This window comes from Aquabacter sediminis (genome assembly GCF_028863665.1).
In the GTDB taxonomy this organism is placed as follows: Bacteria; Pseudomonadota; Alphaproteobacteria; order Rhizobiales; family Xanthobacteraceae; genus L1I39.
In genome coordinates, this window is the sequence record NZ_JARBFX010000012.1 from 26,049 (window position 1) to 40,970 (window position 14,922).

A 14,922-nucleotide genomic window follows, 5' to 3' on the forward strand; every position below is an offset into this window, starting at 1 on the left:
AACCTGAGGGCGGTTGAGGGCGTTTGCCGGGAGTAGTCCTGAAAAAGGACGTCAGACAATCCTACTTTTCAGAATTCCGCAGGGAGTGTTGAGATGGCTGAGACTCGAGGAAAGGGCGGCTCGAACCGCGGCTTTGCGGCGATGGACGCCGAAAAGCAGCGGGCCATCGCCCGGAAAGGTGGCGAAAGCGTTCCGGCGGAAAAACGAAGCTTCTCGCAGAACCGCGAACTGGCGTCTGCCGCCGGGCGCAAGGGTGGTCAAAGCGTCGCTGACGAACAGCGCAGTTTCTCGCGTGACCGCAACCTCGCGTCCCAGGCCGGGCAGAAAGGGGGGCAGGCCTCCCATTCCACCCGCTCGTCCTGATTTCCCTGCATGTGGAAGAAGGGGAGGCTCGCCTCCCCTTTTTTCTTGGCTGTTAGGCTGGTTTGTGGGGAACCACATCCCCATTGGCCGCGTTTAAGGTTTCAGGATAGGGCAGCGACCGGTGCACCTGTTGAAGGCTGGTGGCCGGGCTGTTCATCAAAGAGAGCGGATAAGACAAGCCCATGGATCTCCAGCCGTCTCGCGCCGACGCGGCCGCACCGGACCTGCGAACGCAAGTGCTGGAGCTCTTGCCGGCCTTGCGCGCGTTTGCCCGGTCGCTCACCCGCAATCGCACAGAAGCAGACGACCTGGTGCAGGAAACCTTCCTGAAGGCCCTTTCCAACATCGACAAGTTCGATCCAGGGACAAACTTGCGCGCGTGGCTCTTCACGATCTTGCGCAACACCTACTACACCGAGATCCGCAAGCGCCGCCGCGAGAGCGATGGCCTATCCTCCTTGGCCCAGCAGGACACAAACATGGGTCCTGGGCAGGAATGGTCGGTGACCTTGAGCAGCCTGAAGGAAGCGCTGGAGATGCTGCCTTCCGATCAGCGCGAAGCACTGGTCCTGGTGGGCGCGGCGGGGCTGTCTTACGAAGAGGCAGCCGAAGTCTGCAACTGCGCCCTTGGCACCATCAAGAGCCGCGTGAACCGGGCGCGAGCCAAGCTCCTGTCCCTGATGGGAGCCGAGGCGACCGCTGATGTGGTGGAAGCCGATCCCGTGGCCATGTCGGCCGTGCGGCTGCCGAGCAGCACCGGCTGAACCTGTGGCGGGCGCGCTTTTCTTCAGCGGGAGCAGCGTCGGGCTTATGGATTGATTTTAACTTGAAAGCCCGGCGCGTGCAGTGTCGGGCTTTTTTCGCGTGCCTGAGCGCCGTGACCTGGAAAACGCGCTCCCCAGTCTCTGGAGAATCCTGGATGACGGGGTTCGCTTTACGACCTCGCCATAAAAAAACGGCCCGCGAGGGGCCGCTCCTGGATTTGCGGTGTGTGAGAAGAGGCTTACTTCCCCTCGGTCTTGTCCGTGGAAGCATCCTCATGTGTCTCAACGGGTTCCGCATCCGCGGGACCTTTGCTCGCCATTGCCCCCTGCAGTTGCATGGCAAGGCGCATCAATTCGTCCGGTACATCCTCGCGCGTGTAGTCGTCGAAGAGCTGTCTGAGCTCCTTGCCGAGCAGATCCTGGCGCGCAGAGATGTCGCGGCGGTGAGTGGCACGCTTGGAGCCGCTCTCGCTGTGGTCGGGTGTGGTCATGGGCCGGTCGGACCGCATATTTCGCATCAAGGTTCTACGCCGAAAGACATCAGGCCAATTGGAAGTCCAATGGGCCCCATGCCGCAGGCGACGGACACAAAGACAGCAAGACTCTCGCCCCGCCATCCACGGTGATCGGGATGTTGGGTGAAGCTTGCCCCAGGCTTTGCCCGCTGCATGAACGCCATCCGCATCATCCCACTTTTTGCCTTCCCAGTAACCCCCCGAGAGGGCACGCGCTGTGCCGGACATTCGGAATCTTGCGGTGTCGGAGACGCCCGGTTCCACTCCAGTTGTGGCAACAGCTTCTTGTTCCTTCCAAACGCATGCCCGCAGGAATTGTTCCCGCGCGAGATGAAACAAATTGGCCTTTTCCGATTGCCACACCCGGCCTGAGCCGACGGGATGCTGCAGGTCTCATCACCCCTTACAGGCGCCCGCATTTCCGACATTTTTGGCCACGCTTGGGGAACTCTCTTTCGCCCCTTTCGTTGACGGAAAGGAAAACGATGCCCGCAAAGCCGAATGGGACGGTTGGCGCGGGGGAAAGGAATAATCATGATTAGTTGGGCCATCACGTTTCTTGTTGTTGCTCTGATCGCTGCGGTCCTGGGATTCGGGGCGCTGGCCGGAACAGCAATGGAAATCGCGAAAATCATCTTCGTGGTTGCGATTATTCTGTTTCTGATCTCCGCCGTCGCCGGAGTGGTTCGGCGTGGTCGTCCCTAACGGATGAGGCTGGCAGGTCGCTGCTGCTACGGCGACCCCAGTCGTGAAGGGAGATCAGAGCCGCCCGGTTCTCCATTTGCGGAGGCCGGGCGGCTTTCGTTTGGCGCCAGGGCTGGCGCTGGCCTATGATCCGGCAGCAGAGGGACACGGGGCAGATGAGGCGTCTGACGGTTGAACATCGCACGCACTATCACTATTCCGAGCCGGTGAATTTCGGGCAGCACCGCCTGATGCTCCGGCCCCGCGACAGCCACGGTTTGCGGCTCCATTCCGCCAAGCTCACCCTGTCGCCCACGGGCAACGTCCGCTACGTCTATGACATCTTTGGAAACTCCATTGCCCTTGTGGATTTTCACACGGACGGTACGGAGCTCCTGATTGAGAGCGTGCTGGAGTTGGACGTCTATTCAACGCCAGAGTTGGATGGGCTGATCGAACCCGCAGCCACTCACTATCCCTTCGTTTATTCCAGCGACGATAGGTTCGACGCGTCGCAAATGGTCACTCGGCACTATCCGGACGAGGGGGAGGTGAAGGCCTGGGTGGGCGAATTCGTCGTCCCCGGCCAGTCTGTGGACACGCTCGAGCTGCTCAACACGCTCAATGCCGCCATCCACGCGACCTTCACCTACAATGCTCGCTTCGAGGAAGGCACCCAGCCTCCCGCGAAGACGCTCGCGCTGCGCTCCGGCACATGCCGGGATTTCGCCCTGCTCTTTATTGAGGCGGTGCGCGAGTTGGGATTCGCGGCGCGGTTCGTGACCGGCTATCTCTACACGCCGCACCTGGATCTCAGCCTCGAGCAGGAGTTTCGTGGCGCCGGCGCCACCCATGCCTGGGCAGAGGTCTATCTGCCGGGAGCCGGATGGATCGCCTTCGATCCCACCAATGCGTTGGTGGGCACGGACCATCTGGTCCGAGTGGCGGTGGTGCGCGATCCGCGCCAGGCCTCACCGATCGCGGGGACCTTCTCCGGTTCGCCGAGTGCGTTTCTGTCCATGGATGTGGCTGTGTTTGTGTCGTCACGGCCCGCCCCACCTTGGCCGGAGCCGGAAATTTCCATCATGCCGCTGGAAACACGCAGTGAGACGGGGCAGGTGGAGATTGGGGAAGGGGGCGATCCCCCGCCTGAAGCCGATGAGGCGAGGACCGGCCTCCGCGACGGGGAAGCGTCGGAAGTTACGGGGGAGGCATTGGAGCAAGCTCCGGTCGGTGAGGCCCTTCTGCCAGGCGCAGTGGCGGCCCCGGCAGATCCCATCACGATCGCGCTGCCCCATGGCGAGGAGGAAGGGGAGGAGAGCGCCCTTGCTGGCGTCCGCGCCTCCCAGCCGTTGGACCTTGAGGCCACGACGCAGCCGAACCCGAGCGGCGACCCGCCGGCAACGCAGCCCGCAATCTAATCGGGCGAAAAAAAAAGGGTGGCCGTGGGGCCACCCTTTAGTCTGCCTGGAGGTGTCGATGAAAACCGACAGTGATGAAACTCTGCCACACTCCAGAGGTTCCGTCGATCAAGGGCCTGTGAATGAGGGCCTTTGCAACTCAGCCTTGAGGAAAACGCAGGGAAGCCTTCAGGTGCAGGTGCGCAAGGCGAAACAAAAAAGGGCGCCTTGCGGGCGCCCTTTTCTGAAGATCGCGGATAATGATCCGAGGGCGCCTCAGGGGCAAGCCACCCGGTAGTTATTGCCGTAGGCGTCGCGCGCCCAACACGCCTTCGGAGTCGTCGCCGCCCCGACCATGGCGCCAGTCGCACCGCCCAGCACGCCACCCACGAGCGCTCCGCCCGCGGTTCCGGTCGCGGCACCGCCGATGAGAGCGCCCGCGCCTGCGCCAAGGAGACCGCCGCCCACCGCGCGATCAGACTCCGAATACTGGCTGCATCCGCCCAGGGCCAGTGCTGCCGCAACAACGATGATAGCCGCCCTCATTTTATTCTCCATTCTCCTTGCGCCGGCTTGACGCCGTTCACCTCACCGATCCGCGCCGCTTCGATGCAGCGCAGCTTCGATACTGTTAAGCCTCGATTGAGGCGGATCGCCGGCCAACTTTGAGCGGGCCTGCGACAGGCGTGAAGTTAGTGCTCCCACCGCCTGGATTTCGCTGCCCGTCCTGCCCCTGCGGATTCGCGGGACGACATCCAGTTAAGCACACATAGGGCCGTCAAGCCTATCCCAACCACAGCCATGGCCGTGGTGGCAGGGTGGCGGGCAGCAGCGTAGCGCACGTGGCTGATGGCCTCGTCCGCATGCCGCATGGCCTCGCGCGACCCGGTGGCCGCCAGAGAAAGGGACGTATCGGTCAGCCGATGGACGCGCTCACTGGCATCTTCCATAGCATTGTGCGCCATTTGGCGCGCTCTGCGGCGGTGGTCCCGTGTGCCTTCGTCGGCAGCATCCGCGATGGCGGCGCCCAACAGCGTGAGGTCCTCCTTGAGGTCCTCCAGGCGCCGGGAGATTTCGTGCGACTTCGATCGCGACTTCCATGCGAACATCGGCAAGCCTCCTTTTCACACCCGAAACGCTGTGGGCTGACGAAGGTTCCAGCGACGGTTCAGTTTGCAGCCTTCCGGGGCTGCTGAAAAAAGAGGCGCGCGCATTCGCGGCGCATTCTGGGCAATTTTTTGTGGAACCGATGGCGGATGGCGGCCGTTAATAACGTGTGTCGGATCTGTATCAAAACGTGAAGGACGAGCGCCCGCCCATGAGCAATTCGCCTACGCTGCTCCGCAAAGACCTGTCCCGCAAGGGCGAGGGGAGGAGTGAGGAAGCGAGTGACCTTGGGCTCGATCCCCGCTCGGATGCTTTCTTTTTTGATGTGGATGGCACCCTCATCGACATTGCGGAACATCCGGAGGCCGTTGTGGTTCCTGCTGCCCTCACGGATGCTCTGGAGCGGCTTCTGGCTCGCAGCAGCGGTGCAGTCGCTCTGGTGTCGGGGCGCTCTGTCTCCCGGCTCGATGCCTTGTTCGCGCCGCTGCGCCTGGTGGCGGCCGGGGCACACGGCGCCGAGGTCCGTCGGCAGCCAGAGGGAAAGGTGGAGCAGATGAGCCCCTCGCTTCCCGCGCAAGCGCGGGCCGAGGCTCTTGCCCTGGCGGCCGCGTGCGGGGACTTGTTCGTGGAGGACAAGGGGCTGAGCATTGCGATCCATTATCGCTCGCGGCCTGAGGTGAAGGACGTTCTGGGTGAGCGCTTGAAGGCGCTGGCAGCCCGCGCCCCTGAGCCGCTGAGCGTTCTGCCCGGGCACTTCGTTTTCGAGCTGAAGCATGCCGGCCGAGACAAGGGGGTCGCCATCGACGGGCTGATGGAGGAGGCGCCCTTTGCCGGCCGTCGACCGGTCTTTTTCGGCGACGATGTGACCGACGCAGCCGGCTTCGATGCGGTCCTGCGCCGTGGCGGCCTGCCCGTCTCGGTGGGCCGTGCCTTTGAACATGTGAATGTGGTGCTGGCCCGGCCATCCGATGTCCGGGCGCTGGTGCACCGCTTGTCTATTACCTGAGTGGAGATCAGACCATGTCACGACTTATCGTCGTATCCAACCGGGTCGCGGTTCCTCAGGCGGGAGGCAAGGCTGCCGCCGGAGGCCTTGCGGTTGCGGTCAATGCAGCCCTGAATGAGCGGCCCGGCATCTGGTTCGGATGGAGCGGACGGATCGTGGACGAACCTTCGTCCCGTCCCAGCGTCACGACGCGGGGCAAGGTGAAATATGCGGTCATTGACCTGAAAGAAGATGATTTCCAGGAATATTATAACGGGTTTGCCAATCGCGTTCTGTGGCCGATTCTTCATTATCGCGTCGATCTTGCGGAATTTCAGCGCTCTGATTTGTCCGGTTACATCCGGGTCAATCGCATATTCGCTGACCATGTGTCCAAGATCATTGATGAAGATGACATCATTTGGATCCATGACTACCATATGATGCCCCTTGCGAAATATCTGCGGGAGAAGGGGCATAAGAATAAGATCGGGTTCTTCCTTCACATTCCCATGCCTCCGGCCGACCTGATCCAGGCCCTGCCGCGCCACGGAGAAATTATTGGTTCGCTGGCCCATTATGATCTGGTGGGCTTCCAGACGGAGGGCGACCGCGACAATTTCGGCCGCTACCTGGAATCCCGTGGTGGTCGCGCCATCCCCGAGGCGAGTGCCTATGAGGTCGCCGGTCGGCGGGTTCGGATTGGGGCCTTCCCTGTCGCGATCGAATCCCAGTCGTTCGCCCGTCGGGCGCGCCATGCCTCCCGCACCGGCTTCGTGCGCGCCTTCCGCGAGAGTCTGGCGGGGCGGAAGCTGATCCTGGGCGTTGATCGCCTTGATTACTCCAAGGGCATTCCCAATCGCCTGGAGGCGTACGAGAATCTGCTGCGCGCCGCGCCGGAATGGCATAACCGCATGACGTTCGTGCAAGTGACGCCCCGCAGCCGGACCGACGTGCCGGAATATGCCGAGATGGATCGCGCCCTGTCTTTCAAGGCCGGCCAGATCAATGGTCGCTTTGGCGACGTGGCCTGGACACCTCTGCGCTATGTGAACAAGACCTATTCCCGCTCCGCGCTGGCCGGCTTCTACCGCGCGGCAGATGTGGCAGTGGTGACGCCGCTGCGGGATGGCATGAACCTGGTGGCCAAGGAGTTCGTGGCGGCTCAAGATCCGGAAGATCCGGGCGTGCTGGTGCTGTCCCAGTTCGCAGGTGCAGCTTCCGAGCTGGGCGGCGGCGCGCTGCTGGTCAACCCTCACGACACCGATGGCGTCGCGGCTGCCTTGCGCCGGGCGCTGGAAATGCCGTTGGACGAGCGGCAGGAACGGTACGGGCGAATGATGGCCGTGCTGAAGCAGTATGACATCGCCCAGTGGGCGTCGTCCTTCCTCAATTCCTTGTCCTTTCCGCCCCAGGCCGTCCGGATGGGCGGCACGTCCCGGGTGAGCCCCGGCCGGCTGGGGCTGGGAGCGGCATGGAGCGGCGAGCATCGCGCCGAAGGGGTGTGAAAGGATGTGATTCGCCGCGGTCCCCGTCTGCATTGACGGGGACCGCGGCGCTCAGACATTGTGTGTTGGCCGGTCCCCACCAGGGGCCGGCCTTCTTTGTTCATTCAGGCCGCGACCGGCTCATCCCATTGGGGTGCGAAGGCGGGGTTCACATAGCGCCGGGCCTTCGGCAGCGCCGCGATTGCGGCATGGTCTTCGCCGTCCAACGTCACAGAGAGGGCGCCGAAATTCTCGGCCTGCCTGGCCCGTCCCGCAGCCTTCGGAATGACCGCCACCTCGCCCTGGTCCATCAACCAGCGCAAGGCCACCTGGGCGGGCGTGGCCCCATGGCGCGCGGCGATGGCTTTCAGGACGTCATCGTCGGCCACTTCGCCCTTGGCGATGGGACAATAGGCAGTCACCGCGACGCCATGGTCCGCTAGGTAGGTGCGGATGGGTGTCTGGTCGAGATAGACGTGATACTCGATCTGGTTGCAAGCAATCGGCGCGCCGATGTCCTCAACCACCTGCTTCAGCAGCGGGAGGGTGAAGTTGGCCACCCCAATGGCGCGCGTGAGCCCTTCTTCCTTCAGCGCCATAAGTGTCTCAAGAGCCTTCCCAAGGTCGATGCCCGGAGACGGCCAATGGATCAGGAACAGGTCCACCTGGTCGAGCTTGAGTTTGCGCAGGCTTTCGCCCATGGAGCGACGGATGGCGTCTGGCGCGAGCTGATCGTGCCACACCTTGGTGGTGACGTGGAGTTCGTTGCGGGGCAGGGCGCTTTCCGCCAGCGCGGCGCCCACGTCCGCTTCGTTCTCGTAGCGGGCGGCCGTGTCGATGTGCCGGTAGCCGACGGACAAGGCGCTCTCCACCGCAGAGCGGCAGGTGTCGCCCGTCATCATGAACGTGCCGAAGCCCATGCGCGGCAGGCGGATGCCGCGCGTCTCAATGTCACTCATTCCACGATCTCCGGAAGGGGCGGCGGCAGTCTATGCCTTCCCGCTGAGAAGGGCACGCTGGTCGATGCCGAAAATATCGGCAAGCCAGTCGATCATCAGTTCCTGCCCCAAGGTGGGGTTGTCGTGCTGGCAATGCTCGGCGCCGGTCATGTCCGCCTCCACCAGCATGAGCGTGACGTCAACCCCCGCCTCCTTGGCATAGGCATAGCCCTGCCGCGCGGCCTCGACGCCCAGAACGTCATGCCCGCCATGGAGGATGAGATAGGGGCACTTCATGTTCTCGAACACGCCGCGCATATCGAAGTTGCGGGTCTTCTCGGCGACCCCCTTCATGCTGTCGGCGCCAAACACCCATTTCATGTGGGAGGCGAGGCCATGGTCCTCACCACGGTCCTTGTATCGCTCATAGAGGCTAAGCACGCCGCCATGGGAGATGGCGGCCGCCAAGCGCGGCTCCATGGCGCCGGCGCGGGCGGCATAATAGCCGCCGAGCGATGAGCCGGAGACCGCGATCCGGCTCATGTCCACATCGTCGCGGGTTGCCAGCCAGTCGATGCAGCAGCCGACGGGAACCTCATAGTCGAAGCGGTTGGGCAGGCCGTGGCGCCGCAGCGTCGCGCCCTGGCCGGGGCCGTCCATGAGCAGCACGGAAATGCCCCGCTGGAGCGCGCCGCGCCCGGTCATGAACCACAACTCGTCCTTGTAGCTGTCCAGGCCGCCGAAGGAGATGAGCACCGGCTGCTTGCCCGTGTCGAAAGGCGCGCGGATGAAGTAGCCATACATGGGCTTGCCCGCTTCATAGGGCACTTCCACGAATTCCCCCTTCGGGACGGTGTGCTCCAGGAAGCGGCGGGTGGAGAGCTCCGCCTGCTCAAAGGTGGGCATGCGGCGGGGATCGGTGGGCTCCAGCCAGAATTCGGCTGATCGATACATGTCAGCGGCCCGGAGGTAGCAGTTCATGGCGGTCTGGATGTGGCCCTTGGCCTCGGCTGCCTCGCCTCGACGGAAATTGTTGTCTGCCACCACCATCCATTCCCTGTGCCAGCTGTCATAGTCGCCGGGGATCATGCGGCTGGCGGCCAGAAAGCTCTCGGAGACGCTGCCGCCCCCTTCCTGCGTTTCGCCCAAGGCGCGGCGGAACTGGTAGGACGGCCAGGGAAATTCCGGCCAGTGGTGCCAGCCATAAGGCTCGTAATGGGGCGCGGTGTCGGTGACGGCGGCGTCGATGAGCTTGGCTTCGGTATCGACCATGGGAAAGCCTCCGGAGAGATGCCGGTCGCAAGGGGGCAAGCCGGCGCCTTTGTGGCGCCGGCCGATGTCTTTTCGGGAAAGAGGGGCGCTCAGGCGGTCTTCATGCCCCAGCGCTCGATGGTCTTCTTTTCCACCCAGTCGAAGAACCAGTTCTCCGAGACCCACCCGATCATGGCGATGGTGATCATGCCGCAGATCATGATGTCGGGCCGGAGTTGCCAGCGGGCATCGTCGATGAGGAAGCCGAGGCCGGTGATGGAGGAGATCATCTCTGCACCCACGATCACGCGCCAGCCCACGCCATAGGTCAGGCGCATGCCGGTGATGATGTAGGGCAGGGAGCCAGGAATCAGGATCGCCCGCGTGTAGAGGCTGCGGGACGCGAGATAGACCCGGGCCACGTCCGTGTACTGGCCCGACAGGGTCTGCACGCCGGTCATGGTGTTGAACATGATCGACCAGATGCCCGAGAAGAAGATCACGAACACCGTGGAGGTGAAGCCGACCCCGAACCACAGGATGGCAAGCGGGATCCAGGCGATGCCGGGAATGGGATAGAGCAGCCGGCACAAAGGCAGAAAGGCGGCCCGGGCGGTGGGCGAGGCTCCGAGCGCAAGGCCCGCCGGGATGCCCACCACCGCCGCCAGCAGCACGCCCGTCACCTGCCGCCCGACGCTGGCCGCCGTGTTGGAGAGGAGTGCGCCGGACATTCCGAGGTCATAAAAGGCCCGCACCACCTGGATGGGAGAGGGGAAGGCCCATTTGGGCATCAGGCCGAGCATGTAGACGCCCTGCCAGATGACCAGGAAGGCAGCGATCGTAGAAAGGCCCAGCACCGTCTCTCGGCTGGGGCGCCGGAGGCGGGGCAGATAGGTGGAGCCGGAGCGCTTGGAAGTCACCGTCATGGTCATCTCAGGCTCCCAATCTCATGTCCGCCTGCTCCAGCTCGGCGGCGCGGTTGATTTCTTCGCCGAGCACCGCCCGCACTTCGCGCTGGAGGCGCCCCATGGCTTCGCCCGTCATGTCGCGGGGACGGGGCTCGTCGACGGCGATGATCTCCTTGATGCGGCCGGGGCGGGCGGTCATGACGACGATCTTGTCGGAAAGGTAGAGCGCCTCCTCGATGGAATGGGTCACGAAGATCACGGTCTTCTTGTATTCGCGCCAGATGCGCAGCAGTTCGTCCTGCAGGCTCTCACGGGTCTGGGCGTCCAAGGCGCCGAAGGGCTCATCCATGAGAAGGAGCGAGGGGTCCACCGCCAGCGCGCGGGCGATGGAAACACGCTGCTTCATGCCGCCGGATAGGTGATGGGGAAAGCGGGTGGCGAAGTCCGCGAGCCCCACCGTCTTGAGAAGGCGGTCGGCGATTTCCCGCCGCTCCTTGGGGGAGCGGCCGCGGGCACGCAGGCCGAACTCCACATTGTCGCGCACGGTCATCCAGGGGAACAGCGCATAGTCCTGGAACACCACGGCCCGCTCCGGCCCCGGTCCATTCACCGGCGCGCCCTCAATGGTCATGCGCCCGGACGTCGCCGGGATGAGCCCGGCGACGATCTTCAGCAGGGTGGACTTGCCACAGCCCGAGGGGCCGAGGAGGCATATGAAGTCGCCGTCCTCGATCTTCAGGTTGATGTCCACGAGGGCGGAGACCTCCGCACCTTCATTGCCATACTTTTTGTTGAGTCCCTCGATCATCAGCATCCGAGGGGCCTCACTTCTTCAGTTTTTCATAGCCCGGATATCCGGGATAACTCTCCGCCATGGACAGGTCGACGGCGTCCTCATAGGCCACCGGCTTCTGGAGGAGATTGTCCTCCTTCATCCACTTCAGAAGGGTCTCGATCCAGACCTTGGGCGGGGCGTTATAGGTCCAGCCGCAATTGTCATAGGACTGCTCAAGCAGCTTGGAGTCCATGTTGGGCACATAGTGCTTGAGGACCTCCATGCCGAGCTTCTTGTCCGTGCGCATGATCTGAACGGCATCGAGATGGGCCCAGACGATGCGCTTGGCGAGCTCGGGATGCTCCTTCACGAATTTCTTGTTCATGATCAGGCCGTTGCGGAGCATGTCGGACGCGATCTTGGACTTGTCCACCAGCTGGTCGGCGGGCAGCAGGAGCTTTGCCCCCTTGTCCACGGCGTTGGTGCCATAGGGCTCGAACGGGAAGGCGGCGGCGATGTCGCCGGTCACCAGCGCGGAGGCCACCTCCGGCACCGGCACCAGGGCCAGTTGCACGTCCTTTTCCGACAGGCCGAAGCGCGGCAGGATCTCGTGGATAAGGGTCAGATACTGCACGTCGAACTTGGTGACGATACCGATGCGCTTGCCCTTCAGGTCCGCCCAAGAATTGACCTTGGGCGATGCGACAATCATCGCGCAATTGGCGGAGGAGGCGGCAACGATGACGTTCTCGATGCCGGCGGAAAGATAGCGCAGGGCGCTCGCATATTGGTTGTAGCCCACGTCATAGTCGCCGATGGACATGAGCTGGTTGGAGCGCTGGTAGTTGCCGCCGATAAACTCGACATTGACGCCATATTTTTCCCAGAGCTTCAGGTATTCGGCCATGAAGGGCTGGATATGATCGTAGCCGGGCGTGCCAGCCACCACCTTTACCTTGTAGGTATCGACCGCCTGGGCGGCGGCGGAGCCGGCAGCGAGGGCCCCCATGAAGAGGCCCAGCAAAGCGCTTCTGATCGTCATTTTTGTCCCCTGGAAGGCTGAGCGAAGGTCTTTGCGAACGTCTTTTTGGGCCGCGCGGGGGTGCCGCGCGGCCGGGATGTCACTCGGCCGCGAGGGTCTGGGCCTTCGGGGCGACCTCATGGATGTGGCGCACTTGCTCCCAGGCGCGGGTCATGTGGTCGAGCGCCTTCAACTCGGTGTCGGCGATGCGCGAGAGGATCTCGCCGGCCGCCTTAAGGTCGGCCTCGTAGCGCAGCACGCGGAAGGCATCGGAAGAGGCCTGCATGGCTTCGGCGGCCGCCGCGGCGCGGGTGGTGTCGAGGCCACGAAGACCCAGTTCTCGTGTCACCCGGCGCAGATAGCCGGCGGCACCGGCACGGCCGAGCACGCCGTGATTGGGGATCTGGCCGCGCAGGAAGAGCGGACGGCGCTCGCCATTGGGGGCGAGCACATCCTCGATCTCGCCCGCGCGAATCTTGGCGGCGAAGACCGCCATGCCCGGCGCGCCGGTCTCGAAGCGGGGGATCTGCCACTGGTTGCCGAACAGGGCATAGGGCTTGGGATAATCGCCGCAGAGGATCTTAAGGTTGCGGCGGAAGGAATGGCGGATGGAGGTGGCGATGTCCCAGTCGGGATCGCGGCCGGGCTCCACCCAGACCATCAGATACGGGCCGTAGCCGTCATGCAGGCTCCATTCACCGCCGAAGGGGTGGTGGTGTTCCCAGGCCTCATAGCCATTGGGCCCGCGCTGCTTCGACTGCACCCAGGCTTCGCGGAACACCTCGATCGGCGCCTCGTAGCGGGAATGGGGCATTACGTCGTTGGGCTCGAAAATGGTGACGGTGCCCTTGTCGAGGTCATAGCCCGCCACCACCACATGGTGGCCGAAGCCGCTGCGCCCCATGGTCTCGTATTGGAACTTGAGGCGGGGCGAGGTCTTGGCGCCATAGGGCAGCATCAGCGAATAATGCAGGCCCACTTGCACCGGGATGCCCTGGTCCACCAGGGCGCGCAGCTTCCCGAAGGCTTCCTCGAAGCCGCCCTCGTGGTCCTCTTCCCAATGGGCCTTGAAGCCCAGCGACTTGGATGTGTACTCCCAGATTTCATGGAAGGGCCCGGCGCCGCCATTGAAGGCGGGGGCGCCCCAGACATGGGTCCAGCGGAAGGAGAAGCCGTCGCCAGAGGTGCCGTCGGCGAAGAGCACGTCCGGCTCGCCATGCAGGCGATACATGCCCAGCAGCCCGGTGAAGTAGCACCGGCCGGCATTCCCGCCCTCCGGATAGCCCTTCGCGCCGAACCAGGTCATGGAATGATAGGCGTCGTCGTAACCGGTCACGTAGGCCATGGGTCCACTCCGATGATGACGTCGATGAGTGAAGCGCGCCCGGCGCGAGACCGGGCGCGCGGGGGTCAGATCAGCGGGTTGGTCATCTTCTTGCGCAGTTCGCGCTGATCGATGCCGAACACGTCGGCCAGCCAGTCCGCCATCAGCTCCTGGCCGATGGTGGGATTGTCGTGCTGGCAATGGTCGGCGCCCGTCTCCTCCTCGGTGACGAAGCGCAAGGTCACGTCCACGCCCTTGGACTTGGCATAGTCGGCCACCTTCTGCGCGGCGGCGACGCCGAGCACGTCGTGCCCGCCATGGACGATGAGATAGGGGCACTTCATGTGGTCGAGGTGCCCTTCCAGCTTGAAGGGGGCGGCCTTTTCCATGGCCTCCTTCATGGTCGCGGCGCCGAATACGGTCTTGATGTGGTCGGCAAGGCCGTGATCCTCGCCGGCGCTTGCCCACAATTCCTGGATCGACCAGATGGCGCCGTGGGAGATGGCGGCGGCAAGGCGCGGTTCGTAGCAGCCGGCGCGGGCGGCGTAATAGCCGCCGAGCGAGGAGCCGCACACCGCGATCTTCTCGGGGTCGATGTCGTCGCGGGTGAGGAGGTAGTCGATGCACTTGCCCACCGGCACCTCATAATCGTGCCGGGTGGGGATCTTGTGCCGCCGAAGGGTGCCGCCCTGGCCGGGTCCGTCAATCATGAGGACCGAAATGCCGCGCTGGAGCGCGCCATGGGCCTGCATGAACCACATCTCGTCCTTGATGGAATCCAGCCCACCCATGCAGATGAGCACCGGCTGCTTGCCGGTATCGAACGGCGCGCGCACGAAATAGGCGTAAAGCGTCTTGCCGTCCTCATAGGGGATTTCCAGCACCTCGCCCGCCGGGTTGAGGTTCTCGATGAACTTGCGCGAGCAGTTCTCCATCTGTGTGAAGGTGGCGAGGCGTCGCGGGTCTGTATATTCAAGCCAGAATTCGGTGTGCCGGTAGTAGTTGGCCGCGCGCAACCAGCAATTCATGGCCGTGCGCACATGGCCCTTGGCGAATTCCTCATCACCCCGCTGCTGGTTGAAGTCGGCGATGATCTTCCATTCGCGGTGCCAGCTTTCCTGGTCGCCGGGGATCATGCGGCTGGCCGCCAGGAAGCATTCCGAAACCGCGCCGCCGCCTTCCTGCGTCTCGCCGAGGGCCCGGCGGAACTGGTAGCTCATCCAGGGAAATTGCGGCCAGTGGTGCCAGCCATAAGGCTGATACGTGCCGTGGGTCTCCTTCATCACCTGATCGATGAGCAGTTCTTCCGCCATCTTTGTCCTCCGTTGGGCCGCGACGGCGACCATGGAGGAAGTTAAGGCGATGCCGGCTCCAAATTCAAGTGACTTGAAAAATAAGAA

At 63.6% G+C, this 14,922-nt stretch carries 16 protein-coding genes; 6 read left to right on the top strand and 10 right to left on the bottom strand.

Annotated elements, in window-relative coordinates; all coding sequences use genetic code 11:
• The first annotated feature begins 93 nt into the window (after positions 1-93).
• The gene (locus tag PV781_RS20190) at positions 94-363 is read left to right on the top strand and encodes a con-10 family general stress protein (protein ID WP_247658670.1); all 270 of its coding nucleotides are present in this window, start codon (positions 94-96) and stop codon (positions 361-363) included.
• Between the two features lie 182 nt (positions 364-545).
• Complete coding sequence (locus PV781_RS20195; protein ID WP_274777428.1) at positions 546-1,127, top strand: sigma-70 family RNA polymerase sigma factor; 582 nt, start codon at positions 546-548, stop codon at positions 1,125-1,127.
• A gap of 239 nt (positions 1,128-1,366) precedes the next feature.
• Here PV781_RS20195 and PV781_RS20200 read toward each other — a convergent pair whose 3' ends face one another.
• Entirely contained in the window at positions 1,367-1,618 is a 252-nt protein-coding gene (locus PV781_RS20200) for a hypothetical protein (protein WP_274777429.1), read from the bottom strand.
• 558 nt (positions 1,619-2,176) lie between these two features.
• Between PV781_RS20200 and PV781_RS20205 the strand changes: the two genes are divergently transcribed.
• On the top strand, positions 2,177-2,347 hold the full coding sequence (locus PV781_RS20205) for a DUF1328 domain-containing protein (RefSeq protein ID WP_274777430.1): 171 nt from the start codon (positions 2,177-2,179) through the stop codon (positions 2,345-2,347).
• A gap of 155 nt (positions 2,348-2,502) precedes the next feature.
• Positions 2,503-3,747: a transglutaminase family protein gene (locus tag PV781_RS20210; protein WP_342455459.1), complete on the top strand. Its 1,245-nt coding sequence runs from the start codon at positions 2,503-2,505 to the stop codon at positions 3,745-3,747.
• Positions 3,748-4,002: 255 nt separating this feature from the next.
• On the opposite strand, the gene PV781_RS24150 is transcribed toward PV781_RS20210, so the two are convergent.
• Together PV781_RS24150 and PV781_RS20220 are read right to left on the bottom strand one after the other, a co-directional pair.
• On the bottom strand, positions 4,003-4,284 hold the full coding sequence (locus tag PV781_RS24150) for a YMGG-like glycine zipper-containing protein (RefSeq protein WP_425532440.1): 282 nt from the start codon (positions 4,282-4,284) through the stop codon (positions 4,003-4,005).
• Between the two features lie 134 nt (positions 4,285-4,418).
• Positions 4,419-4,835, bottom strand: coding sequence for a hypothetical protein (locus PV781_RS20220; RefSeq protein ID WP_274777432.1), 417 nt, complete (start codon positions 4,833-4,835; stop codon positions 4,419-4,421).
• Positions 4,836-5,044: 209 nt separating this feature from the next.
• On the opposite strand from PV781_RS20220, the gene otsB reads away from it, so the two are divergent.
• Both otsB and otsA read left to right on the top strand, forming a co-directional pair.
• The gene (gene otsB, locus PV781_RS20225) at positions 5,045-5,839 is read left to right on the top strand and encodes a trehalose-phosphatase (RefSeq protein WP_274777433.1); all 795 of its coding nucleotides are present in this window, start codon (positions 5,045-5,047) and stop codon (positions 5,837-5,839) included.
• A gap of 14 nt (positions 5,840-5,853) precedes the next feature.
• Positions 5,854-7,326, top strand: a complete 1,473-nt coding sequence (gene otsA / locus PV781_RS20230) for an alpha,alpha-trehalose-phosphate synthase (UDP-forming) (protein ID WP_274777434.1) — start codon at positions 5,854-5,856, stop codon at positions 7,324-7,326.
• Positions 7,327-7,430: 104 nt separating this feature from the next.
• On the opposite strand, the gene PV781_RS20235 is transcribed toward otsA, so the two are convergent.
• The 7 genes from PV781_RS20235 to PV781_RS20265 form a co-directional block, all read right to left on the bottom strand.
• Positions 7,431-8,264, bottom strand: coding sequence for an aldo/keto reductase (locus PV781_RS20235; protein WP_274777435.1), 834 nt, complete (start codon positions 8,262-8,264; stop codon positions 7,431-7,433).
• 30 nt (positions 8,265-8,294) lie between these two features.
• Positions 8,295-9,515 carry an alpha/beta hydrolase family protein gene (locus PV781_RS20240; protein ID WP_274777436.1) on the bottom strand — a complete coding sequence of 407 codons (1,221 nt, stop codon included), beginning with the start codon at positions 9,513-9,515 and terminating at the stop codon, positions 8,295-8,297.
• Positions 9,516-9,604: 89 nt separating this feature from the next.
• On the bottom strand, positions 9,605-10,420 hold the full coding sequence (locus PV781_RS20245; protein ID WP_274777437.1) for an ABC transporter permease: 816 nt from the start codon (positions 10,418-10,420) through the stop codon (positions 9,605-9,607).
• 7 nt (positions 10,421-10,427) lie between these two features.
• The gene (locus PV781_RS20250; RefSeq protein ID WP_274777438.1) at positions 10,428-11,210 is read right to left on the bottom strand and encodes an ABC transporter ATP-binding protein; all 783 of its coding nucleotides are present in this window, start codon (positions 11,208-11,210) and stop codon (positions 10,428-10,430) included.
• Positions 11,211-11,226: 16 nt separating this feature from the next.
• Positions 11,227-12,219 carry an ABC transporter substrate-binding protein gene (locus PV781_RS20255; RefSeq protein WP_274777439.1) on the bottom strand — a complete coding sequence of 331 codons (993 nt, stop codon included), beginning with the start codon at positions 12,217-12,219 and terminating at the stop codon, positions 11,227-11,229.
• A gap of 79 nt (positions 12,220-12,298) precedes the next feature.
• Entirely contained in the window at positions 12,299-13,543 is a 1,245-nt protein-coding gene (locus tag PV781_RS20260; protein WP_274777440.1) for a C39 family peptidase, read from the bottom strand.
• Between the two features lie 65 nt (positions 13,544-13,608).
• On the bottom strand, positions 13,609-14,835 hold the full coding sequence (locus PV781_RS20265; RefSeq protein ID WP_274777441.1) for an alpha/beta hydrolase family protein: 1,227 nt from the start codon (positions 14,833-14,835) through the stop codon (positions 13,609-13,611).
• Between the last annotated feature and the right edge of the window lie 87 nt (positions 14,836-14,922).